The organism is Nostoc sp. 'Lobaria pulmonaria (5183) cyanobiont', assembly GCF_002949795.1.
In the GTDB taxonomy this organism is placed as follows: domain Bacteria; phylum Cyanobacteriota; class Cyanobacteriia; order Cyanobacteriales; family Nostocaceae; genus Nostoc.
The window spans coordinates 3,497,607-3,519,086 of sequence record NZ_CP026692.1; the positions used below are offsets into that span (position 1 = coordinate 3,497,607).

At 44.1% G+C, this 21,480-nt stretch carries 33 protein-coding genes; 18 read left to right on the forward strand and 15 right to left on the reverse strand.

The window, feature by feature from the left end; all coding sequences use genetic code 11:
• Positions 1–131: 131 nt before the first annotated feature.
• From NLP_RS15245 to NLP_RS15300, 14 genes are all read right to left on the reverse strand, one after another.
• Positions 132–2,354, reverse strand: a complete 2,223-nt coding sequence (locus NLP_RS15245) for an FdhF/YdeP family oxidoreductase (protein ID WP_104907119.1) — start codon at positions 2,352–2,354, stop codon at positions 132–134.
• Between the two features lie 72 nt (positions 2,355–2,426).
• Positions 2,427–3,611, reverse strand: a complete 1,185-nt coding sequence (locus NLP_RS15250; protein WP_104907120.1) for a site-specific integrase — start codon at positions 3,609–3,611, stop codon at positions 2,427–2,429.
• Positions 3,612–3,818: 207 nt separating this feature from the next.
• Positions 3,819–3,947, reverse strand: a complete 129-nt coding sequence (locus tag NLP_RS35555) for a hypothetical protein (protein ID WP_267894923.1) — start codon at positions 3,945–3,947, stop codon at positions 3,819–3,821.
• A gap of 48 nt (positions 3,948–3,995) precedes the next feature.
• Entirely contained in the window at positions 3,996–5,240 is a 1,245-nt protein-coding gene (locus tag NLP_RS15255; RefSeq protein WP_104907121.1) for a hypothetical protein, read from the reverse strand.
• Positions 5,241–5,242: 2 nt separating this feature from the next.
• Positions 5,243–5,467 carry a hypothetical protein gene (locus NLP_RS15260; protein ID WP_104907122.1) on the reverse strand — a complete coding sequence of 75 codons (225 nt, stop codon included), beginning with the start codon at positions 5,465–5,467 and terminating at the stop codon, positions 5,243–5,245.
• Complete coding sequence (locus tag NLP_RS15265; protein ID WP_104907123.1) at positions 5,464–5,826, reverse strand: hypothetical protein; 363 nt, start codon at positions 5,824–5,826, stop codon at positions 5,464–5,466. Before NLP_RS15265 ends, NLP_RS15260 begins: the two co-directional genes overlap by 4 nt.
• Positions 5,816–5,938 carry a hypothetical protein gene (locus NLP_RS35560; RefSeq protein WP_267894924.1) on the reverse strand — a complete coding sequence of 41 codons (123 nt, stop codon included), beginning with the start codon at positions 5,936–5,938 and terminating at the stop codon, positions 5,816–5,818. The genes NLP_RS15265 and NLP_RS35560 overlap by 11 nt, the downstream gene beginning before the upstream one ends.
• Before the next feature lie 5 nt (positions 5,939–5,943).
• On the reverse strand, positions 5,944–6,177 hold the full coding sequence (locus NLP_RS15270) for a hypothetical protein (RefSeq protein WP_158680395.1): 234 nt from the start codon (positions 6,175–6,177) through the stop codon (positions 5,944–5,946).
• An 82-nt stretch (positions 6,178–6,259) separates the two neighbouring features.
• Positions 6,260–6,625, reverse strand: coding sequence for a hypothetical protein (locus NLP_RS15275; protein WP_104907125.1), 366 nt, complete (start codon positions 6,623–6,625; stop codon positions 6,260–6,262).
• Positions 6,626–6,631: 6 nt separating this feature from the next.
• Positions 6,632–6,973, reverse strand: a complete 342-nt coding sequence (locus tag NLP_RS15280) for a hypothetical protein (protein WP_104907126.1) — start codon at positions 6,971–6,973, stop codon at positions 6,632–6,634.
• A gap of 150 nt (positions 6,974–7,123) precedes the next feature.
• Positions 7,124–7,360: a hypothetical protein gene (locus tag NLP_RS15285; RefSeq protein ID WP_104907127.1), complete on the reverse strand. Its 237-nt coding sequence runs from the start codon at positions 7,358–7,360 to the stop codon at positions 7,124–7,126.
• 132 nt (positions 7,361–7,492) lie between these two features.
• Entirely contained in the window at positions 7,493–7,672 is a 180-nt protein-coding gene (locus tag NLP_RS15290; RefSeq protein WP_104907128.1) for a hypothetical protein, read from the reverse strand.
• Between the two features lie 164 nt (positions 7,673–7,836).
• A complete protein-coding gene (locus tag NLP_RS15295; protein WP_104907129.1) occupies positions 7,837–8,073 on the reverse strand; it encodes a helix-turn-helix domain-containing protein in 237 nt (78 codons plus the stop codon).
• Between the two features lie 333 nt (positions 8,074–8,406).
• Positions 8,407–8,835, reverse strand: coding sequence for a KGK domain-containing protein (locus NLP_RS15300; protein ID WP_104907130.1), 429 nt, complete (start codon positions 8,833–8,835; stop codon positions 8,407–8,409).
• 97 nt (positions 8,836–8,932) lie between these two features.
• On the opposite strand from NLP_RS15300, the gene NLP_RS15305 reads away from it, so the two are divergent.
• The 18 genes from NLP_RS15305 (at position 8,933) to NLP_RS15385 (ending at position 21,144) form a co-directional block, all read left to right on the forward strand.
• On the forward strand, positions 8,933–9,157 hold the full coding sequence (locus NLP_RS15305; RefSeq protein ID WP_104907131.1) for a hypothetical protein: 225 nt from the start codon (positions 8,933–8,935) through the stop codon (positions 9,155–9,157).
• Positions 9,158–9,174: 17 nt separating this feature from the next.
• Positions 9,175–9,414: a hypothetical protein gene (locus NLP_RS15310; RefSeq protein WP_104907132.1), complete on the forward strand. Its 240-nt coding sequence runs from the start codon at positions 9,175–9,177 to the stop codon at positions 9,412–9,414.
• A 15-nt stretch (positions 9,415–9,429) separates the two neighbouring features.
• Positions 9,430–9,597, forward strand: a complete 168-nt coding sequence (locus NLP_RS33215) for a hypothetical protein (RefSeq protein ID WP_158680396.1) — start codon at positions 9,430–9,432, stop codon at positions 9,595–9,597.
• 17 nt (positions 9,598–9,614) lie between these two features.
• The gene (locus tag NLP_RS15315; RefSeq protein WP_104907133.1) at positions 9,615–9,860 is read left to right on the forward strand and encodes a hypothetical protein; all 246 of its coding nucleotides are present in this window, start codon (positions 9,615–9,617) and stop codon (positions 9,858–9,860) included.
• A 59-nt stretch (positions 9,861–9,919) separates the two neighbouring features.
• Positions 9,920–10,399 carry a hypothetical protein gene (locus NLP_RS15320; protein WP_158680397.1) on the forward strand — a complete coding sequence of 160 codons (480 nt, stop codon included), beginning with the start codon at positions 9,920–9,922 and terminating at the stop codon, positions 10,397–10,399.
• Positions 10,396–10,737, forward strand: coding sequence for a hypothetical protein (locus NLP_RS15325; protein WP_104907135.1), 342 nt, complete (start codon positions 10,396–10,398; stop codon positions 10,735–10,737). The genes NLP_RS15320 and NLP_RS15325 overlap by 4 nt, the downstream gene beginning before the upstream one ends.
• Before the next feature lie 155 nt (positions 10,738–10,892).
• Positions 10,893–11,171, forward strand: coding sequence for a hypothetical protein (locus NLP_RS15330; RefSeq protein ID WP_104907136.1), 279 nt, complete (start codon positions 10,893–10,895; stop codon positions 11,169–11,171).
• A 139-nt stretch (positions 11,172–11,310) separates the two neighbouring features.
• Positions 11,311–14,304: a DUF3854 domain-containing protein gene (locus tag NLP_RS15335; protein WP_104907137.1), complete on the forward strand. Its 2,994-nt coding sequence runs from the start codon at positions 11,311–11,313 to the stop codon at positions 14,302–14,304.
• A 265-nt stretch (positions 14,305–14,569) separates the two neighbouring features.
• Entirely contained in the window at positions 14,570–14,893 is a 324-nt protein-coding gene (locus NLP_RS15340; RefSeq protein WP_104907138.1) for a hypothetical protein, read from the forward strand.
• 5 nt (positions 14,894–14,898) lie between these two features.
• Positions 14,899–15,312 carry a hypothetical protein gene (locus NLP_RS15345; protein ID WP_104907139.1) on the forward strand — a complete coding sequence of 138 codons (414 nt, stop codon included), beginning with the start codon at positions 14,899–14,901 and terminating at the stop codon, positions 15,310–15,312.
• Positions 15,313–15,316: 4 nt separating this feature from the next.
• Positions 15,317–17,848 carry a collagen-like protein gene (locus NLP_RS15350; protein WP_158680398.1) on the forward strand — a complete coding sequence of 844 codons (2,532 nt, stop codon included), beginning with the start codon at positions 15,317–15,319 and terminating at the stop codon, positions 17,846–17,848.
• Complete coding sequence (locus NLP_RS15355) at positions 17,848–18,813, forward strand: hypothetical protein (protein WP_104907141.1); 966 nt, start codon at positions 17,848–17,850, stop codon at positions 18,811–18,813. Before NLP_RS15350 ends, NLP_RS15355 begins: the two co-directional genes overlap by 1 nt.
• A 117-nt stretch (positions 18,814–18,930) precedes the next feature.
• Positions 18,931–19,527, forward strand: a complete 597-nt coding sequence (locus NLP_RS15360) for a hypothetical protein (RefSeq protein ID WP_104907142.1) — start codon at positions 18,931–18,933, stop codon at positions 19,525–19,527.
• Positions 19,527–19,778 carry a hypothetical protein gene (locus NLP_RS15365; protein ID WP_104907143.1) on the forward strand — a complete coding sequence of 84 codons (252 nt, stop codon included), beginning with the start codon at positions 19,527–19,529 and terminating at the stop codon, positions 19,776–19,778. The genes NLP_RS15360 and NLP_RS15365 overlap by 1 nt, the downstream gene beginning before the upstream one ends.
• Before the next feature lie 13 nt (positions 19,779–19,791).
• Positions 19,792–20,244 carry a hypothetical protein gene (locus tag NLP_RS15370; protein ID WP_104907144.1) on the forward strand — a complete coding sequence of 151 codons (453 nt, stop codon included), beginning with the start codon at positions 19,792–19,794 and terminating at the stop codon, positions 20,242–20,244.
• Positions 20,245–20,262: 18 nt separating this feature from the next.
• Complete coding sequence (locus NLP_RS15375; protein WP_104907145.1) at positions 20,263–20,553, forward strand: hypothetical protein; 291 nt, start codon at positions 20,263–20,265, stop codon at positions 20,551–20,553.
• A 22-nt stretch (positions 20,554–20,575) separates the two neighbouring features.
• Positions 20,576–20,764 (forward strand): hypothetical protein, encoded by a 189-nt coding sequence (locus NLP_RS15380; protein WP_104907146.1) that lies wholly within the window; start codon positions 20,576–20,578, stop codon positions 20,762–20,764.
• Between the two features lie 191 nt (positions 20,765–20,955).
• Positions 20,956–21,144 (forward strand): hypothetical protein, encoded by a 189-nt coding sequence (locus NLP_RS15385; protein ID WP_104907147.1) that lies wholly within the window; start codon positions 20,956–20,958, stop codon positions 21,142–21,144.
• Positions 21,145–21,164: 20 nt separating this feature from the next.
• On the opposite strand, the gene NLP_RS15390 is transcribed toward NLP_RS15385, so the two are convergent.
• Positions 21,165–21,476: a hypothetical protein gene (locus tag NLP_RS15390; RefSeq protein ID WP_158680399.1), complete on the reverse strand. Its 312-nt coding sequence runs from the start codon at positions 21,474–21,476 to the stop codon at positions 21,165–21,167.
• Positions 21,477–21,480 lie beyond the last annotated feature (4 nt).

The following is a 21,480-nucleotide window of genomic DNA, read 5'->3' on the forward strand; positions in this document are numbered from 1 at the left end:
TAGAATTGGCGATAACTGAAAGTAGAAAATTACAGCTATTTTTAGGTAAATAGATCAGACCGTAGGGGCACAGCAATGCTGTGCCCCTACGATAGATGTGGTTGAAATAAACTGCGAAAATGAGACTGGATTTAGATTTTTTCCAACCGCACGATCGCATTATAATCAGGTACACCTTCGAGCGATCGCTTACTTTTATCGAGTAGCACATTCCCTTCTGGCCAATGTACCTGCAAGTTACCTGACTGAATTGGCGCAATATAGACTTGACATAACAACTCACCTAAATCATTCTTAAGAATGACGCGATCGCTATCTTTTAAACCTAACTGTGCAGCATCAGCAGCATTCATTAGCACCGCCTCTCGCATCGCCCCAGTAATTGCATCCTTGCGTTCCTGCACCATACTATTAAATTGTTTGCCTCGGCGGGTTGCTAATAAAAAATAACCTTCTGGTAATTCTCTTTGGCGTGGCAATAATACCCCAAAGTGTGCTTTCCCATCGGGTGTCGGGAAATTCCAACCAAAGCATAAATGCGAGCCACCATATTGAAACTGGTCGCCAGCTTGCTGTAAGTGTTGAATCCCAGCATATTGGGGGACGACTTGAGCAATTTCTTGACGAATAGCAGCTGTGTCAGCAAAAGCCAGCTTATCTGCCAAATCTGGCTTTACCCGCCTTGCCAATTCTAAAAACACTTCCCACTCTGGACGCGCTTCTCCAATCCGCGGCCCCGGAATTTCTGGACTGAAAATTACCCGGCGTTCGGTGTTAGTTTCTGTGACTCCTCCTGGTATTTCGTAACGAGTCGTCGCAGGTAGAAGCACCACAGTATCAGCAGGTTCCACTAACATTTGGCTGGAGAGAACAATATCTATATGTACCCGCAGGGGTATTTGCTTCAGTGCTGCTTCCACATAATCTGGTTCTGGTAGCACTTCTAAAAAATTCCCGCCCACAGAAACCAACACATCTAACTGTCCCTGATGTGCGGCGTTAATCATTTCTGGAGCAATTAAACCTTTACTTGTCGGCACTTCAAAGCCCCAATGCTGACTCAATTGGGCAGCATTTTCTGGGGTAATTGGCTTACCACCAGGAAATACTGTGGCGTAACATCCCATCTCTGCACCACCCTGCACCCCAGAGTGACCGCGAATTGGCATTAAACCACAACCTTCCCGACCGACAAAACCTTTGGTGAGAGCTAGATTAATGATACTTCGCACATTATCTTCGCCGCATTCATGCTGGGTAATACCCATACTCCAAACAAATACAGCTTTATTAGCTTCTTTGACCATTTTGGCAAAGGCGTACATTGATTCGCACGATGTTCCAGAAAGCCGCTCTAATTCTTCCCAAGATTGGCTTTCTAACGATGTTTTAAGTTCGGCAAAGCCAACTGTATGTAAGTTAATAAATGACTGGTCTACCCAATTGTTAGCAATTATATGTTTAATAGTGCCATTTAAAAACGCTATATCCCCGCCCATGTTGATTAAGAAGAAGTCTTCGGCAAATTTTGTACCGAAAACGGCACTTTCTACAATTGAGGGAACCCAGTAGCGCTCCATTCCTGGCTCACGGTAAGTATTAATAACTACAATTTTAGTGCCAGCTTTCTTGGCGTAATGGAGATATTTAACAGTAACAGGCTGATTATTGGCAACATTGGAGCCAATGAAGACTAATAAATCAGTACCAATCCAGTCTTTATAAGAACAGGTGGTAGCCCCAGCACCTAGAGAAGCTTTCAGTCCCGCCGTACTGGGAGAATGGCAAATGCGGGCAGCGTTATCAATATTATTGCTTCCCATTGCCCGCACAGCTTTTTGGGTAGCATAATAAGTTTCGTTGACAGTACCACGACTGGTAACATAGAAACTGAGGCGGTCTGGTGTAGTAGTGCGAATGCGATCGCTAATTACTCCTAAAGCTTCATCCCAACTCACACGGCGAAAACCTTTTTCGCCTCGTTGACGAATCATCGGATAAGGAAGTCGTCCCAAGTCTCTTAATTGGGCACTTTTTTGCTTTTGTAATTGCGAGACATCCTCCAATAGCACAGGGTCAAAAGCTGGCATAGTATTCATCCGCAACAGCCGCAACCGGACATTGCACAGATGAATACCATCTACAGTCCAATCTTTCATCCCTGTTGTTCCCAGAGCACAACCATCGCATACACCTTTATTTAGGATATTCCACGTGTATGGTAGTTTGTCACGAGATAGCCAAATTGCCCGAAAGACCTCCCAGTAGTTGTTAGGGTACTGTTCGCCAATGCCAAAGGGCTTCCAACTGGCCCAGTGCTGCGGTGTCCAGTGCTTCTTGGGTTTAGGTAACATGATGCGTCCGCGATCGTAAGAAAATGATTCTTTTAGGCTACCGTTTTTAGTAGCATTTTAGTAGCAGGGATTTTAAAAGTCTGGACATTCAGCACTGACTATTTCTGGATGGCAGTAGTGCGTTAGCACCGTTTCAACAGTATCCCCAATCCACAGTGCTACTTTGTCGGGTGATACGCCGCTGCTAATTGCCCATGTGGCAAAGGTGTGACGAGTGGCGTAGGGTTTGAGGTAGGGCACTTGATTCTGATTTGCCAATTCTTTGACTAGCCCCAGGTATTTGAAGGTACTGGATTTTGACTTCCATTCATTCCAAAAACTAAACATGATGCTACTGGTCATTGGTCTGCCGGTTTTACTGACAAAAACCAATTTGGCAGATTGAGGGACTACTGGAGAAATATCCAAAAGCAACTTTTGCAGTTTTGACCCGCTCTCACACGGGAATATTCGCTTCTTCCCATTTTTAGTTCCCTTGTGAATACGGTAAAGGTTACACGATTTGTCAATGTAAATTCGGCAACGGTCAGGGCTGATATCACCCCAAGTCAACGCAAACGCTTCACCAGGTCTTGCCCCAGTCCAAAAGAGGAACTTTATCAAGGGGGCGTAATGGCAGAACAAGGAGTGTTCTTCAAAGTTTTGAATAATCAAATCCCGTTGCTCCAAGGTGAACGCTTTGTAGTCGTTGTCAAGGGATTTATTTTTGGGCTTAGGAATTTTGAGTTTAAAAAAGGGGTTATTAGAAATCAGTCCTGAGTCACTTGCCCAATCGCAGCAGCGACTAAGACTGTTTAAAGTCTCCCACGCCATATAATGGGACAGGTTTTTTAAAACCCAATCTCGGATTTTGGCGGCATCCTCCGTTGACTGGGTAGGAAATCGGCTAATGTAATTAGCTATTCGTTGGTATTTGACTAAAATTGTGGTTTTTTCAACTTGACTCGCCTTAAATTCAGTAAAGCGCTCCCAAAGTTCTTGTAAGCTGTAGGAAGATTCTTCTTCTAGCTTTTGAAGCGTCAATGCCTCTGTTTCTTGGGCAGTCCGAAACCGATAGCTGTTGAGTGTCGGATCAAATCTTTCTAAAGCAATATCTGCGGCGATTAAATTTCGCTTGCGTCTGACTAATTCCCGATTTGAGGGAGTGTCTAGGAGTCTAGTACCCATAAAGAATTGCCGCTTGAAGCCTGGCAGAGAAAACCGAATAATTAATCGGCTAGAGCGCTTATCAACGCTAATCCACATATCTTTGTTCATCAGCTAAAACCTCCCACTGCCGTTACACAAAGTACAGGAGTAATTCACACCGCCAAAAGCAAGTACCCCCTTGTCGTGGCACTCTGGACAACAAAAATCTAATTCGACAAGTTCATCGCTCATTTTTTTTCGAAAAAATCAAATTTTTGGGCTTTTAAAACTTTGTCTACAATCGCTATAATTTTCTTTGAGAGCGCTTTTCAGCGTCTACAGCCAAAATTTTGGCGCTAAAAAACTGTAGGCGGTGTAGACGGACTTTCGAGTGGTTATTGGCGATGTGTTAAGCGATCGCACTTCCACCCAAGCACTAGCTAATTTATGAGTACAATTACTCATATAACGTTGCCTACAGCCTGTAGACGGGCTGTAGGCAAACTGTAGACATTACTTTAACCACCTCCAGCCCAAGCGATCACCATTTCCTTCGACTTCCCCCAATCCCCTATCAGCCATAGAAACGAAGAAAATCCGTATTTCGTCTGGCTGCATACTGTCGAATAACCGCGTAGCCCGACTGAGATGAGCGGCTTTTAAAATCTCACCTGGGTGCTGTTGACCCCAGTCAAGGATAAATTGCTCGAACTCATTCATGGTTTCTGGTTGCGATCGCACTTCTTTATTCCCTTCGTCGTTGCTTTCCTGTGTTGCTCCCGCGTTTGGTTGCCACAGTCCTAAATCCAGTTCACAGGGATAATCATCGACCATAAACCGCTTTTTACCGCCACCCTTTAACCACTGCTCTAACTGAGGATTCTTTAGTGTTGATTTGGCGTAGTCCTGAGCTTTCTTGCCCAAACGGATACGCACAAAGCAGGTATCTAAGATATCGGCATCACCTTCTAAGGCAAAGTTAGCAGCTGTATCATTTTGAGCCAGCACCATAATGAACTGCTTGCGCTTTCTTCCTACCTTGGCGTGTTGCCTAATCCACTGTGGGGCGTTATCGCCGTCAGCAAGTACCGGGAATTCTTCAGCAATATAAAATCGAGCAAATTCTTGGGGAATGTCTTTTGAAACTTCCTTACGGTAAACTCGCATCTTTTCTAGGTAGTCAAGCGCCTCTTGCATTGCCTTGTCTACCTCTGGCAAGCCACCGTCACCGATTAGGTCAGTTGGCTCGACCCAACCCCAATCTCCTTTGGCACTGTCTACATCGTAGACAACGACCTTACCGCCGATGCGGGTAGAGAAGTATTGAGCCTGGGTTGATTTGCCGTCACCAGTTCCCCCAACTAAAGCAACGTGTTTCTGTACTTTGTTAACGTACTCAACCGGATCGGCGATTAAGTTTTCTGGTTGCCAGTTGGCATCGATAGCACCAACGGTAAGCGCTAACTGTGCTGTGGGTTGGGTGTTGGCACGGGCCCAAGCTTGGAAGTTAAACCGCGATGCGCCTTCGATGTCGCCAAGTGATTCAAGAAGTAGTTTAGCTGTTTGGCGATGTCTGCGCCCTACTGACAAAGTGCCAACGGAGGCCGCCAGTATCCACGGTTTAGAGTCGGACTTTTGGCTTGCTCCTAAAAACAGCAAGCCACAGCTGACAACTAGACTTCCCCAGAATGACCACTTGGCATAGGCATACATCTGCAAGTGTTGGTGTAACTGGGAAGGGTGTAAATCACTGCTCATCTTTACCCCCCGAAACCCAGTCTTTGGATATTTGCTACAAGCAGATCCAAGGAATTTTGGACTTCCCGAAATTCTTCTATCTGTACTGGGCTAGTATCAATTCCGTTCTCCTGCAATTGCTCCTGTATTAAATTTGCTGCTTCCTCTGCGTCCAATTGGCTAGGTGAATCAATCAAAGTAGTACCCTGCCCTTCATTATCCCAGTACTTAATTTTGTAGATTGTCATATTCCTAGCAATACCCCTACTGCGATTAAGCCAATCCGGAGTAAGAGAATATCTTTCACCTCTGGCACGGCTTGCCGCAAGTAGAGGACGAAAGTAGCGGCGATCGCCAAAACGAACAACACCCCCAGGCGGATAAACCCAGGCATGGGTATTGTTACCCAACAGCTACTTAACAAGGCGGGAATCGCCACAGTGGAAGCAAGAGTGTAAGCTAAGTCTGGCAGATTGTCTGGGAGGGCGATCGCCTCAATCCACCCCCGCTTAAATTCCGACAGTTTGTTGGAATGGGGAATGGGGACTGGGGAATAGTGACCGCCGCTGCTCGGAACTTCAACGACTATTTTTTGTTCATCTGCCATACTGCACCTCGATTTTGAGGTAGAAAGGGCGATCGCTTTGCTGCTTGCACAGGGAGGCGATCGCAATTACCAAGGCGGCTATGGTGCAAAAAAGGATGATTGCTTGATTCACTCTTGTTACTTTTTCCCCCAGTCGCTGTACTGCCCATAGCCACTGGTTTCGGTCAGGCGGTCGTTGATTCGGTTGATAACTTCGTTATTACTGGTGGGCAGTGGCTTTCCTTGGAGATAGGCGGCTGAGATTTCGGCGCACTCCTTCACTGTTGCACCATTGCCTAGCAGCTGCCCCTCTGGGAAGCCGACGTGGTGAATTTCGTTACTGGGATTTGGTTGATTAGTCATATAATGCAAGGTGATGTTTAGTTTTCAGCGGTGGAGACGACATTACATTGTTGGTTGGGCGATCGCGAATCTGTGCTGATGGCGATCGCCTTTAAAAATCGGCTTTACTTGCGCTGGTCGAGTTGAAATTGGTCACGACCCAAACCTGTGTAGAGTTGCGGATTGATGGCTTAAACTCAATCGGACGCCGGGTGTCTAAGCAGATAGCGCGACCATCATTTAGCTTCACGTGTAAGTTCTTGCCGTTTTTGGAGCGCGAGAACAGTTGTCCGACTTCGAGTAATGCCCAGGTAATCGGCGAGTTACCTACCACATAGTCGGCTTGATGGCTTTCGTACCCTTCCAAGAGTGGGTCAATAGTTAAGTCTTTCCACTCCTTCTTCCGCCCTTTGCGGCTGTTAATGGGGCTTGGTCGTTGCCCGTTAAGTGGTTTATCGGTTATCTGTTGATCGGTCATAGTGCGTTAGTAGTCGCTCAATAAAGTTGGTTGTTTTTGGTCGTCAATTGCTTGTGCAGCAAGGAGTTGGGCGTTTTCTTCTTCCAGCGCTGCGGCGGTTTTTTCTGTCACTAGACAAAATGTGATTTGTCCTGCCAAGTCGAGCAGGGCGTCGTCATCAAGCCGATCGCAAAGGGTAACGATCTGTTGAGGGATGTCCTCAAAGCCGAGTTCTTCATATTGATAGGTAACAGTGGTTTGTTCCCGCACTGCCAAGAAGATTAGGCAATTTAAGCCGATAGCCTGGGTGTGGTTAAAGTTGCCGATACGGGTGATGATGTCAACTGGTTTTGTATCTGTTACATTCATGTTGTTCTCCCTTTCAAACTTATTTATTTGCCGATCGGTTTTGGATATCCAGGGCATTTGCTCTAGATTTTTAATTGCCTGATATTGCTAAATCTCCTTATTACTAAATTTGTTGTGTCGGCGATCGCTCTGTTGTTGCGCTATTGCCTTTTACATGTGCCAGTCCTTAAATTCCTCCTCTGGTGGTGCCGGGTAAATCTTGTTACTTTGCTCATACTCGTTATCCCAGAATGCTTTTGCTGCTTCTCCTTCTAAATGCAATGGTTCGTCATCCCCCAGGAAGTGGACGAAGACACCTGCCTCTTTCTTGACAATGAATTTAATTGCTTGCCAGTTGAAAATGATTTCATCATTCGGTTGTTGGATATGAATAGGTGTTCTTGGCATAGGGTGGTTGCGATCGCTAGGATTTACTGCTGAATACAGCTATCGATTAATACATTCAGCATGGATGGAAGCTAAGTACTGCTAACCCTGCGATCGCTACGACTTATGGGTGAATGCAGTTGTCCAAAAGCTTTATCCTTCCTCGTTTTCCTCTTCTTCTCGGTCGGTGATAACAATAGTTAGCCTGTTATCACCCATACCAAGACTGGCAATAAAGAATTCGTGATCGTCTTCAAGATTCTCGATCGCAATTTCCGCATCACCTGGGTAGCCTTGTAGTTTTTCAATCAATCCTTGAACTGTAATTGTCATGTTGGTTATCTCCTGGGTAAGTTGTCGATTGTCCGTTATCACTTCCCACTAGCAGGTCTTTGGCGTTCGCTCAGTGCTGGCAGGCTGCTATCTCTGCCTGGTTTGGGGTGCAGCATTAGTGGCAGTAGAAGGCAGATTTTCTCTGCTTTCTACTGTGAAGCAAACTATTCAGGTTGTAATGCCTGATCTTCGTAAGCTTTGATCAGTTCATCAAGTGTGCATTGATAAATCTCCATCAGCTTTTTAGTTTCGGAAAATGTCAACCGAGGTTTTGTTATTCCTCTTTCCCAATCACTGATGGTTGCGACTTTTTTATCGAGAGCAACGGCTACTTGCCTTTGAGTCAAGCCAGCACCCTTTCTCAAATCCATTGGAGTTAGTGATCTTTTGTCTTCTGTCATACTATACTAGCAACGGAACCTTGGCAAGAGTCCGTTTAACGGAACCTTGCTGGCTTCGCTGGATAAAGAACGTTGGGCGGAAGTGTCTGGTAAACGGTTCCGTCCATCCATTACATTCCCATTTATGCGTGTTTATTTTGAGCGAGAACCCACGGAGTGACTGATGTAGCCGTTTCAGCAGCTGCCCTCACAGAGTCACTATCCCACCTGCGCCAATTAGTAAAACGAGTAAAAAATGTTATGACCGGACAAACAAGTAAAACTAAACAAAAATGCAGGGATTCTCCGGTGCTTTTAGCTGGAGAATCCCCGCACTAGGCGACGTATCTGTGACTATTCGGGATTCAGTTGCGATCGGAGATCATCTAATGGTGACTGTGGTTTTTCATCTTCTGGAGGATAATTTTTCAAAAAAGCTTCTGGGTTATCAGGGATGAATTCTAGCCGAAAACGGAATCTTCCCTTCTGCCAGCCTCCACCTTTAACCAGCAAAATCTCACATTTACAGCCCTCTTCCGAAAACCATTGGGACTCAGCATTAGAATAACTATTCTTCCCACCTATCCAGGAAAAAATGGCTTGTATAAGATTGCGAAATTTAAGCATAGGCGGCATATCAAAAGCTGGACAAGAAAAACCAGATACAACGTCTTCATCGTCAAAACTAAATCCATTTTGATCGCTGAAGTCGAATCTATATTTCTCGTCGCTAAATTTTTTACGCTCATCAATCAATTTCGATAATTTCTGTCTGTGACTCATTTCGATTTTCTCTTTCGGTTTAGAACATGGCGGATCAAGCTGCAAACTTCATCCGCCTTCCCTAATCTTTCCCACTGTTCACCAACAAATAAAACCAATGATCAGAGCTAAATTCACCTGTCAACAGAACACCCTCGACCACGAAACCCAGACAGCAACAGTTGTCTTCACCCCAGTAACCAATGACCCACCCAGCGAAGAAAATCTAACTTTCTGGCGATATACACCAGCCGGTAACATTACACTCCAAATCACCAACCCACTGGCATCGGCTCAATTTTCTGTTGGCACTGCCTACTACGTTGACTTCACTGCTGCGTGAAAAGGAAGTGAAATTCAGTGTTGAAAGCCATTTTGACCTCACCAAGAGGAGAAATAGAACAAACCAAGGAACTGCCCTTTGTGATCAGATTTCCGCCTGCTATTTTCCTAGATGGTGGACTTTACCTATTTGTGGTGATTCGATCGCCGACCGAGGCATTCTACAGAACAACTCACTATTATCTCTTTCCCCGCACACCAGTAGAGGAAGAAGAGTTTACTGGGGAGTTTCCTGGGTATATTTCTTACTTGCCTTAAAACCAGAGGACAACCATGAAAGTGATTCTAAAAATCAGCACCGGGGAAACAGCCGAAACAACGGAATTAATTGGCGTTCTTGAATTTCCTAACTTCATTTTGAGCAAAGGACATCTTTACAAGCGAGTAGAGCAGAACCTCTCGGAGGCGACTTACCAGTGGGAGGAATGTTTGCATATCTGATACCCAACAACTAACTTATGACTCAAGAACAAACAGACCTCCTACTAGCCCTTTGTAAACCCTACTTACTCGACTTACTGGCGCTCTTAGCCAAATCTGCCAAGTACGACGATGACCCAATCTCCGACTTAGTGGAAGGAGAGAGCTACAAATTTCCGGCAGCGGTACTCGAAGTTATCAATGAAATTAGTTACGCAGAAAAGGTTTCAGCGATGAACGAGATTACCTACTGGCTAAGTTCATCTGCGGAAAGACAGGAATAGACATCGAGGGCACTCCCTGCCAAAGAATTCAGTAGCGATCGCTCAATGACCAATGACCAGTGACCAACGAACGAAACCTCGACAACCTAATGGGTGGTATAGATGCCGAAATGCAGCGCCTGGGCTGGACAACAGAACAGGGTCGAGAGCATTTAATGAAATATTACGGCAAGCGATCGCGCCTCCTGCTAACCGAAGACGAACTAGACAACTTTCTTCTTTACCTGCAACTTACTGATACCCCAACACCCAATACACCAGTGAACACAGAAGAACAGATCAAAGCTGCGATCGTCGTCTTCCCCGACGCGATCAGCATGGCTTCCCCAGAATTAAACAGTGCCATTGATATTGCTTGCGAACAGCTAAACGAATTCGTGGATTACCTCCAAACCCTAGACCCAGAACTAGAACATCACGAGGCAATCACCGCAGCGTCCATAACTTTAAATTTGCTGCCGAGATTATTTGAAGCAAATCCAGTACTTGCTGATGGCATTAGGCAACAATGTCAGTCGATAAGAGACAACCGCCCATGAGTGACGAAATCATTGAAATAACTAGCTACCAGCCCAGGCGAATACCTAATATTTACAGCCCACCGCTGGGTGTGCCCCTGAACTGGAGGAACGAAACATCAGGAGAATTGCCCCGTGCAGTTTTCAAATACTTTAGTTCCCAGTATCTGAGGATCGATGAAATCAGCATCCTAGCCGAATATTGCCGACATTACATCAACGCCCCTTGCTGGGATGCCGCAGGCGGATTCACTTCTGAGCTAGCGGCGCTGCGGCAATCAGCTGATTCAATTTCTAGTGTTGCCGATATTAGCCAGTGGATAAACGACTGCCTCGAAATTGCGATCGACCCGTTTTAGTCATGGATAGAAAACCGAACTTGAAAGTGCGATCGCAGTTGCCTAAAAAATCGGCTAATAATGGACTGACCCGTCACCACCTTACACAGCAAGGATTCTGACCCGTCACCTCACCCGTCACCTCACCCGTCACCAACCCGTCACCAATGAGAAGAATGAATCGAACAGCGATAATTTTTAGATTTTGGCAGTGGGGAGCCATGCACTCACCCCACTTCAATCGCTTCATATTCGAGATTGAAACAGCACGCCTCAACCTAATGTTTAGCTTGCCAAAATGGGCACATAGATTACGCGTAATCCGATTGTTATTTGTTTTCCCCACTGGCGTATCTATAAATGCCCCTCATACCGCCGTTCATGACTTTATCAATTACATGAAAACGCAAGGAATCGAAGTACACCACAGCATCATTGATGGCATCCCTTTCTAAGTAACCAATATTATTTATTAGGAGAACGACATGAAAAATAGACAAAAAAAACTGAGTGAATGCAAGGGCATTGCTCAGAAACAAAAAAAAGAAAAATTAATATCAAATCTATTAAACTATAGCATATCTGGAGGGAAAAATGATTAACACAACTCCCTTGCAGCAAGGTTCTTCGGCGCTAATTGCTGAATATCAGCCGCCTAATTCTCAAAATAGATTCCAATCATTTAATGAGTTTCAAGAGTTCGTTGAAACTGCCTTTATCGATGGCAGTGGTATAGATCCAAAGCTGTTTAAACACTGCATCGAATTTCATGAAGACCAGGAATTTGACTATGGCGGTGAAGTCACTACCCCCATTCATGAGGCATTAAATTGGACGTTTCCCCGATTTACCCAACAAGTCAAAGAGCCAATGTACGCCGCTTTCTTCATGAACGAAGACGGCACAGTTTGGCAAGCTGTTGTCTCCCTCTGGGACGAAGACCGTCAGAGACCTTACCGTTATATGGCTCCCAAGGAAAATGGCGATCGCGTTTATCTCCCACCAGTTCCCCAATCTACCAGAAAACGCATTGCTTCCCGGTATGGGGTAGAAGTGCCAACAGACGGCAGTTTCTGGGAATGGGTTGAAACTGCTACAATTCCCCGCATTATCGGCGAAGGGGGCAAAAAGGGATTATCCATGCTTTCTCAGGGTTACGTCCCGCTACCTTTATATGGCTGTAGCTCCGGCGGCAGAGAGAAATTAATTCCTGATTTGAAACGATTCAACCAGGAAGATGCTATCTGGCTGTTTGCCCTAGACCGTGACACCAAAGAAAAAACCAGACATCGGGTTAACGCTGCCAAACGAGATTTAGGAAATGTCCTAGACAGGGATGGATTTAAGACCTACAGAGAAGATATTGTCTGGTCATCAGAAGATGGCAAAGGAGTAGACGACCTGATGGTAAACAAAGGATTTGGGGCTTTTGACTCGGCTTACAATCGTGCTATAGCAAGATTAGAGAAGCAATTTCACCCCAACAGCACATCAAATTCCAAGGAAGAGAAACACAAAAACCCGCCCCCTGACCAGATGGCGAAAAAAATAGCCGAAGATTACCGCCAACTGCTGGCATTTGACAACGAGACCAAGCAATGGCGCAGATACGCGGCTGACTTCGATGGCGTGTGGTCTAATGAATCGCCGGAATACGTGGAATCAATTGTTTATAAGATTCTCGGCAATGAAGGCGCTTACAATTTTGGGCCTGATTATGTCACAGGTGTAGTCAAAATACTCCGTCACGAACTTATTGAGCGCCAGTGGAATCAAGTCTCATCCCGCGATTTTCTCCCCTTTCTCAACGGAGTAGCAGAAGTTAAGACAGGTGATTTGTTGCCGCACTCACCAAAGTATCGGCTGACCTGGTGTCTACCAAGGGATTATTCGGCTCTTGGTGGAAGCTGGGAAAATATCAACGCCTTCCTAGAACACCTGGCGGCTGGTAATGCTGATATCAAAGAGCTACTAATTTGCTACTGCAACGCTGTCATTAAAGGACGGTACGACTTACAGAAATTCCTTCACCTGATTGGATTGGGTGGAACGGGCAAGGGAACATTTACCAGATTGCTAACTGAATTGATTGGCAAGCAAAATGTTTTAGTAACTAATCTTCCCATCTGGTGTACAAACCAATTCGAGGGAGCAAACGCTTTTGGCAAGCGGCTGATCATCTTCCCTGACGAAGATCCTTACAGAGGAACCATAGGACGATTTCTCAGTTTGACTGGTGAAGACCAGGTTAGAGCCGAAGAAAAAAGACAGAAATCTTTCAACTTTGACTACCAGGGAATGACCCTAGTAGTTTCAAATTTTCCCGTTTTCAGTGGCGGCAGCAGCAGCCGCGCCAAACGGCGAACCATCACTGTTCCCTGTAACAACACTGTTCCCGAAGCCAAGCGGCAACAACTATCTACCGTATTTGAACCAGAATTAGCGGCATTCACCAACTACTTGCTTTCTATTAGTGACGAGCGCGTTACCGCAGTCCTCAGAGGTAAAAAAGAAATCCCAGAATGTACCTTGGAATTCTGGAACAACCAAATGAAGGGCGATTCCGTAGCAGCCTGGATCAACGACAAAATTATTTACGATGTCAACGCTATTACTTCAATTGGAAACGACAGAAACGAGGGTGCAAATGGTGAACAGGTTCAAACCTTGTTTGGCTCCTATGTCCGCCATTGCCAAGCTTCTGGCGATTTGCCCAAGAGTAGCAAGGTTTTCACCCCGGATTTAGTAGAACTTTGCCACACCATCCTGAAATGGCCAGTATTGAAACACCATACTAAGACTGGCAAATATATCAAGGGACTACGGCTAAGAACCGCCTTAGATGTAGAAAATCCAACATACGATTACTTACTTATGGAACGGGTGACGGGTGGTGACGGGTCAGGTGACGGGTCAGGTGACGGGTCAGGTGACGGGTCGGAACCCTTGCCAGATAACAAGGTGACGGATAGTGCTGATGCAACCCCAACTTATATAGAGGAAAAAACCGAGCAGGCAGATCAGGTTTTAATAACCAATGAACCAGAAAGCGATGTCTACAACGCGCTACCCCTACAGGCTGCTATCACCCGTCCGGCAAAGTGCCGCTATTATCAAATAGTTGAAGTTAAACCCTTCATCTTTAAAATCGAAACAGACTTTGGGACGGTCAGCGTCAGCGCTGAACCCTATCACCGTTTTGGAACGGGTGAGAGCAAAATCTGGTTTGAATTCCAAACTCCCGAAGGACAGACACTAACGAAGAGTATTAAGGCAGACCCAAGTCAAAGAGCGCTGCCCAGATTAGCCAAAGAATGCAACGTGATCCAACAGTGGCAGGAGAGGCGAAGAAAGGATTTCAGTTCCAAAATTGAAACTTGCAAGTTCAAAGTAAGAATTTTAGGAGAGGAAGATTACGAGTGGATTGATGATTGCATTCTTCAAGATATACCCAATTCGCCATCTAGCACCCATTTCACCTTCAAAACTCCTAACAACACAGTCATCACTGTTTACTTTGGGGAGTTTGAGGAGACGCAAGGAATAAAACGCGATCGCACTTCTACCTTGGAGAGAGATCGCTTGTAAAGATTGTATAAATTATTTTCAGAGCAAATTCAGTACAGATACTTATAACATCTGGATTCAATTTCGGATGAGTTCCTGTTTTACCTCTCTCCAGGGTTAAATAGGTATACTTTTTATCTTTGAAAAACTCAATATCTCTGTAACTAAGTCATGGCAACACATACGGTAAGTGAAATTACTTCCTCTTCTACATAAAACTGGAACATTTACACAAATTTGATTAAGGCATACAACGGATTTATTCACCTCATCAAAATCCGTTTTTATGGCTGAACCAACATTAGTGCAAGTATTTGGTACAGGTGCGACACAGGATAGCAGTAGTATTACTATCCAAAAATCGGCATTACCTCGATTAACAGCAAGTTCCTCTAATAGTGCAGAAAGTTTATTGGTTGGTATTTTCTTGGCTGCAATGAATTATTTAACTCAAACAAATTTCGATGCAAACACTGACCAAAGCTTAATTCTTGGTGATGGATTCTCAAGCTTCACCACAAGAGGGCAAACACAATATAGGCTTGACCAACTAACGCTATCCCTTGCCAAAATTGACACTGGCTCAACGATTAACCCTGGTGATTATTAAAAACAATGACTCAAGGATGGTGCATAAGCGGAGATGTGGTAGTAGCGCCACATCAAACAACGAAACGTGCTATTTTCTACACCTCAGAACCACAAGTTACTTATCACTCTAATTCCAATGACCAAGGTTATTGGGGCTATGCGTACACTTCTTTTAATGGCGCCGAATCATTCGCTGACGGGACTTATACTATTTATCGGAGCGACCAAGCATCTTGTCAAATATTGCAAAGCTATGACTGCATCAATGGAGCTTGTGTACCTTCAACGACCCACGGCACTTTAGGACTATATGCTTCTTTGTCAGATTGTCAGGTTGCTTGCGGCGCTCACGGCTGTAGTGGTCAATGTGTATCAAGTTTGGATTGGGCGCAAATAGAAGGTTTATCAAATCAATTAAAAAATAGGAATTGCGGCTAAATATATGAGTACCTCCAACGTGATTGGAAGTATGCAAACAGCGCTTAATTGCGCTGGAAAATGTGATTGTTGTGATAATTTACAACAGCAGATAAATGCTATTAATGCTCGACTTTTAAACCTTAAAGGTCTTGATGAGAATGCCCTTAAAACATCACTTAAGGCGTCACTACAACCTGACATTCTTACTGCTGTAGCTGCGGCGGGTGTTGTTACCGTTAATAAACTTCAGCCACAAATTGATGCTGCTAAACAAAAAGCAACTGATGCTTTCATGGAAGCAGTCGAAAATACCAGAAAACAACGCTTACTTGAGATAGAGGCGAGGGGAACAAGAGATACCGCAACAAGGGCGGAAAAAAATGCTGCTGAATATGCCAGGCAGATGAGAGAAGCGCAAGCGAAAGCTACCCAACTCGAAGGCGAGCAAGCGCGATTAAACCGGGAAAACAAAGCTTTGCAAGTATCTGATACTGAATTAAGGGAATTGGAGCGGCGTAACGCGCGAGAAGCTGAACGACTGGCAGGCGTTGAGCGCAAAAATGCCGCGAAATTCAATGCTTTAGAGAGTGCTACCGATGCTGCCAAAAAAGAGGCGGAACTGGCGAAAGGACTTTCAAACCAGGCTAGAAACGAGGTTGTTACGGCAAGCGCGAAAGCATCAAATGCTGTCACTGAGTCCGCAGCGGCCTCAAAAGCAGCGCTAAACGCATCTCTTGACGCAAACGGTTTAAAGCAGATTGTCAACGGTATCGGTTCAAGGGTTGACGGGCTTGGTCGTGCGTTAGCAACACTGGAAACAAAGGTTGGCACTGCAATAACGAACGCTGCAAAAGCAGTGGGCATAAGCTCAGAAGCCCTTGCGGCGACAGGGCGATTAGCCGGTAGGATACTAGAGATTTTTCAAGTCATTGGTACGATATTCACGCTAATTGAGCAACTAGCGACACTGAATGTCCTTGGTGGCAGAATTGATGCAGTAGAAAGCGGTGTAGTAGCTTTAGGCAATGATTTATCCCGTGTTCTGGGTAAATTATTAGGGCTTCAGAATCGGATCGGCGCCAACGAGTCACTGACCGCAGAAGTAAAAAACATCGCCCTCAATGCCTTGGGTATTGGGGAAGCGGCAAACCTGAAAGCGGGTGCAGCACAAGTAACTGCAACACGCGCCCAAAATTTCGCACAAATCGCTAACGCCAACGCCAAGACGGCTCAAACAACTGCTGACGGTGCAGTTCGTAATGCTGGTGTCGCAAACGAGAATGCTACGACAGCCTACAAACAAGGCATCAAGGCAGAAGGTATTGGGGAACAAGCCAAGCGCATTGCAGGCGATGCACTAGGTAAAGCAGGTGTAGCACTTACTACGGCACTCACAGCGATCGCACTTTATCAAACAGTGAGGTCGTTAAGAGGGCTGCAAGGGTTGAGAGGTCTACCAGGCTTACCAGGGCAGAAAGGGGATAAAGGAGACAGAGGACTTACTGGAGCGCAAGGAATCCCAGGTACTAACGGCATCACCACAGTGGTACAAATTCCTGGTATACCCGGTCGTAATGGTAGAAACGGTACAAACGGATTACCTGGTCGTAACGGCAGGAATGGAATTGACGTGAATCCAGCAGATATCGCAAGTTTAAGAGCATTAATTGTAACCCAACACGCCACGACTAGAGCGAATATTAATGCAACGACCACAGGTTTAGTCGGTGGAGTTAAAGCATTTTTCACTGCCCAGGTAGCAGGTGTGACTACGCTGATTACTGCGATTGCAACCAATACTTATGTTGAAAAAGCGTTGTCAGTTTTAACTTTCGCAGCAACAGTTCATAATGGGTTGATGTTGTCAAACAACCTTGCTCAAACGCTGGGAACAGTCATAGATCAGGTATTGGGGTTCATATTACCAAAAGGTTTGGATGGTACTCCTATTAGCATTAACGGCGTTTTGGGAAAACTAGCCCACGAAATTATTGCTGATACCATTGGTGAAGCGAATTACAAAGAGATATCAGAAGATTGGGCAAAAGCAAATAGAATCTATCAAGCTGGTGTTAACGTTTTTAATCAAATTGGTAATGCAGTCGGGCTTGTCACTGCTGGAATGGAAGTAATTGGCGGCAATGTTGCCAAAATTGGAAATGCCCTTAAAATTTGGGGTGTGATTGGTGAAAAGGCTTATTCGTGGATGAATCCACAACCTAATCTCAAAGGTAAATTTTTCAATTTTATTAATACCGCTACAGAAAAAGCTAACACTATTGCGATGATGGTCGCCATCCCGATCGGAATATCGGCAGCAGCAGTTGAAATAAATAACAGTGTTGGGGCTGTCAAAAAAGAACTCGACCAAGAAAACCCTAAAGACGATCAAGGACACCCAATAACCGACAAATTAGGCAATCCCCTCAAATGGGAACCTGGGGTAACAGTGCCAGATCCAACAAAAACAGTAATAGCACAAGAACAAGCTAAAGCAGATAGTACAAATATTATTGCTGCAACATTAGAAGATATTTTTGATGGTAGTGACTAATGGCAGATCCGATTCTTATTCCGCCTAGAGATGACCAAGGTAGGCAACTACCGCCAACATCGGATGTTACATCTGGAGCAACAAAAACACCTTTTACGCCAGCAATTAATCCAAATGCCCCACCTGATGATAAATTACCAGACAATTTTCAACCTTTTGAACATTTGCAGGAAGTATATATTCCTCAGCACAATGCACTTGTTCGGCAATATTTTTCAGATCATGCACCTGATTGGAAGCCAAATATAGCGACTGCTAGAAGTAGCTTAAGAGTCGCTTGTACAATGCTCGATTCTGATAATCAATTAATGATGAACTTGCGGCATCATTTATTATTTGATTTGTTAGGATATAGCAGAAAAAATTTAGCTGTCTACTATGGCTCTAGAGAAAATATGGATTTGCCTGTTGAAGGGCATCCGAAGGTAGTCTTTTACTTTTCACAAGATTCTGAATCTGTACCAGCTACGCAAGATTACAAAGCTGATGCAGAGTATAGTGTTAGGTTAATGACTTTAGAAAACACTTCTATTAATTTGCATGAAAAACTAATAGAAATAGCTCATGAAATTAAGACACAATTTGTTGTTAACAAACAAGGAATTATTCACGACAAAGGAAATCTTTGTATTAGCTATAAAGATACAAAGCATGGATTTCCCAACGGTTCAAAAATTTTATCTAACGATGAAACAGATGGCATAAATCTTTATCAAAAGATTTGTAATGTAGTTGACGTACCTTTTGACGAATTAAAAATAAATGTTGGCAATCCAAAAAAACCTAGTACTACGGGGACGGTTACAGAAACTCAAGTTATTATGGGTAAAACCCGTAAGAAAAGAGCTTATCGTCGGGTACTAAAAATTCGATTTCGGTATGCTTGCGTATATATTCCTGGTGAGCCACAACCAGTATTTTTGATAGACACGACTAACAGATACAATCCTTTAGTCAAAATTTGAAGCAACCTAAAATAAACCACGCTAAAAACAAGGGAAATATAATATATCTCCGAAAAACAAATCACGCTAAAACCGTTGCTATAGTTGAGTCACAACCAAGTTTTATCAAAAAATAAAATGGCTTATAAAGATATTAGTCGTGGTGTTCGCCTAGCTGCCGATCACGCCAAATATATGACGTGGCTACAGAAAGATACAGAAGCTAGGCAGACTGCGTACGCAGCTATTACCACGGCGGCTAATAAAGTAAAAACTGATCGAGTTGCTGGTGCAATTATTCCATTTGATACAAGCGGAATAAATCTTGTTTATATTCCTGCAAGATTAATTAGTCCTACTCAAACCGGCAGAGGTGCAGAATTAGCTAAAAAGTTACAGACAATCGTTGCTGAGTATACTTTCACAACTGCGGAACTTGCAGCTTTGACGACTCCTAACATCATAGATAATGTTCACAAATTCAAGTTTGCCAAACTAACAGTTATTCAAAGGATAACAACAGCTACTACCAAAGAAGCATCTCGGATTACAGGCAGACAATATTATCGGCATGAAAATGATTCTGTAACTACTAATTTTGGCAAGAAAGAAGCATCAAATACTTACGACACCGTCGTTACAGCAATTAAAGGGCAAACGGCTTTCACTGGATTATTTAGTGGTAGCGAAAACGCCCTAGCTAGCCGTTATCGATTCAAACCAGAAGGTGTGTAATGTCAATTGCATCTGACAATAATTTACTGTGGATTCCCCCAGACATCAGTGATTTACTCACTGTGTCTGTTGACGGACAAGCAGATGATTCTACCGTTCAAGGAATGCTTATTGTCAATGGCGCTGCTAGTCAATGGTTGACTGGAGCAATTGATGATTACACTTACTTTGAATTGTTAAATCATTTCGGTATTGACCCATTAGGTTTTGTTGGTGAAGTTGAAGAACACATGGCTTTGTTGATGAGGTAATCAATTACCTTGAATGACTAGAAACTTGGATTTATCTACTGAATCCAATTGGCAATTGATGTATTCGGTGTCTATCCCTGCAACGGTAATAGGAACCGTTGGAGGTAAGACTTATTACGCCAAGATCACACCAATTCGTCCTGGCATAATTCTGGATAAAGCAGTGTTGGGTATTGCTATTAATACTACAATACCCACTGGCAAGCGATGGTCTTATGCCGGTAGTCTTTCCCGGTTTACAGATTCATCTCTGGGAGAAATAGATATTGATAAGCGAAAGCCATTATTTTTGGGGAGATTTAATTTAGCAATTTCTGATAATTTATCAAATAATTATCAATTGGAAATTCAGGTTCCTAAATGGTTTATTTCTTGTAATTTGGGAATTTACCAATACGAAGGTGATAGCCGCACAATAATTGAACAGGAATTAGATGTTATTAAATCGGCGGTAATTTCTGGGTAAGATAACAAGGTCAAAAAGATGAAATTTGATGCTAGTACATTCAGCTTTTTACTAGCTCTTAGTGGCGCAGTCTCTGGCTGGGTGGCTTGGTGGATCGGCAGAAGACAACAAATTATTCAAAAAGCTGTCAAGGATGCCGAACAAGCTCTAAATGAAAGGCGTGACTTTAACCATCTTGTCAACAACCAGCTAGACATTTCCAAAAATATCGCTCATGGCTTTGAGGATCTTGAAGACCAGATGAATGTCATGTCTAACGAATTGCGAGAAATCAAAGCTTACATGATTGGCAATCAAAAATACTCTTAACTACAAACAAAGGTCAATTATTATGTCTAAATCAACTCTTAACACCCTAACTACCATTTTGGGGCTGGCTGCTGGGGCTGCAAACTTCCTTGGCAGCATTGGGGCGATTAATCAAACTGTTGCTGGCACTGTCGGCGGTTTTGCTACAGCCATACTGGGGTATTTGGTACAGCGACCCGCATCTGGTGAACAGCCACAGCCCCAAAAGTAATTCGCACAAGTATTTTTTCCCTGCTTCCCACCCTGCAAGAGTTTTACCTCTCACTGCACTATGCCCATTACCTTCTAGCAGGCGTTGATAATGTACAGGCAACCGGACGCTGTTTTCCCATGTGCGTTATTTCAATTTACTCTCTGGGGTTGCTTTGTGGGGATTTGCGGCGATTAACTCACTGGAGATTTATGGAAATAGTTGAAGTTTTGGAAATCATTGATTCTGGTCAGAAAACTGGCAGATGGCGACTAACTTCTAGATCCAATGGAAATAAACCTCATGGGTTATGCACTCACGTCCATAACTCTTACGATGAAGCTTGGAACTGTGTTGAGGCTTGGCAAGCAGCCAAAAAACCTTTTGGGGATTCAGGGTAACTGAAACTTTTAGGGTCACTCTAGACAATTAGTGGGTAAGGAGTCATGGCGATGGACTGGATGATTAGGTCGTAATGACCAGATATCGCCTCATCCCAAGTTGAGTAGAAGCGTTTTTCGCGATCGCAACTCCCTCCAGTTACTAATGACTCAAAAATCTTGGGCTGTTCAACAGTCCCAATATTTATCCCAGTGAATACAGTTGAAACGCTAATGAAACTGTGAATAACAGAAAGAATAACTTGTGTGTTAGCGGTTGTACGCCAGGCGGCCCATTCCTCAAAATCAACAGCAATAGGTATGTGTCCTTCTAACTTGTAATAAGGAGTCATAATC